The 1,013-nt window shown below is 52.6% G+C and carries 2 protein-coding genes; both read left to right on the top strand.

All coding sequences use genetic code 11. From position 1 onward, the window contains the following. Positions 1-358 (top strand): respiratory nitrate reductase subunit gamma (narI, locus tag R7Z41_RS24595; protein ID WP_318141718.1); only part of this gene is annotated, 358 nt, incomplete at its 5' end. A gap of 78 nt (positions 359-436) precedes the next feature. Further along, the coding region (locus R7Z41_RS24600) for a PhzF family phenazine biosynthesis isomerase (protein WP_318141719.1) at positions 437-1,013 on the top strand (577 nt) is incomplete at its 3' end.

The raw sequence follows: 1,013 nt of genomic DNA on the forward strand, positions 1-1,013 counted from the left end.
ACTGCTGTGGCGCAGGCTGACAAATCAGCGCGTGCGTGCCACTTCCACTACGCCGGATATTATCATCATGAGCATTTTGCTGATCCAGTGTCTGTTGGGGCTAAGTACCATACCGTTTTCAGCACAGTATCCTGATGGTAGCGAAATGATGAAGCTGGTGGGTTGGGCGCAAAGCATTGTCACTTTCCGTGGTGGATCGTCAGAGATGCTCAACGGCGTAGCGTTCGTCTTCCGCCTGCATCTGGTATTGGGAATGACCATCTTCCTGCTCTTCCCGTTCACCAGATTGGTGCATGTGTGGAGCGCGCCGTTTGAGTACTTTACTCGTCGGTATCAGATTGTGCGTTCGCGGCGATAATTTCACCCTGGCCGGATAGCCCTTCGCTCTCCGGCCACTTGCAGGCTATGATAGTTCTCCAGTCACAGGAGAACGTTAATGAAACCGCAGGTGTACCACGTCGATGCTTTTACCTCACAACCGTTTCGCGGCAATTCTGCCGGTGTTGTTTTCCCCGCCGATAATCTTAGCGAAGCGCAAATGCAGCTTATCGCCCGCGAGTTAGGCCATTCGGAAACTGCTTTTCTGCTGCACAGCGACGACAGCGATGTGCGCATCCGCTACTTTACGCCAACGGTTGAAGTGCCGATTTGCGGTCACGCGACAGTAGCTGCGCACTATGTACGTGCGAAGGTGTTAGGTTTAGGAAATTGCACGATCTGGCAAACATCGCTGGCAGGAAAACATCGCGTGACTATCGAAAAGCACAACGATGATTATCGTATTTCGCTGGAACAAGGTACGCCGGGCTTTGAACTGCCGCTGGAGGGTGAAGTACGCGCGGCGATTATCAACGCATTGCATCTTACTGAAGACGATATTCTGCCGGGTTTGCCGATCCAGGTCGCGACGACCGGGCATTCTAAAGTGATGATCCCATTGAAGCCGGAAGTGGATATCGACGCTCTTTCGCCTGACCTTAATGCGCTGACCGCTATCAGTAAACAGATTGGCT

The organism is Vibrio sp. 1457 (assembly GCF_033340195.1).
GTDB classification, from domain to species: Bacteria; Pseudomonadota; Gammaproteobacteria; order Enterobacterales; family Vibrionaceae; genus Vibrio; species Vibrio alginolyticus.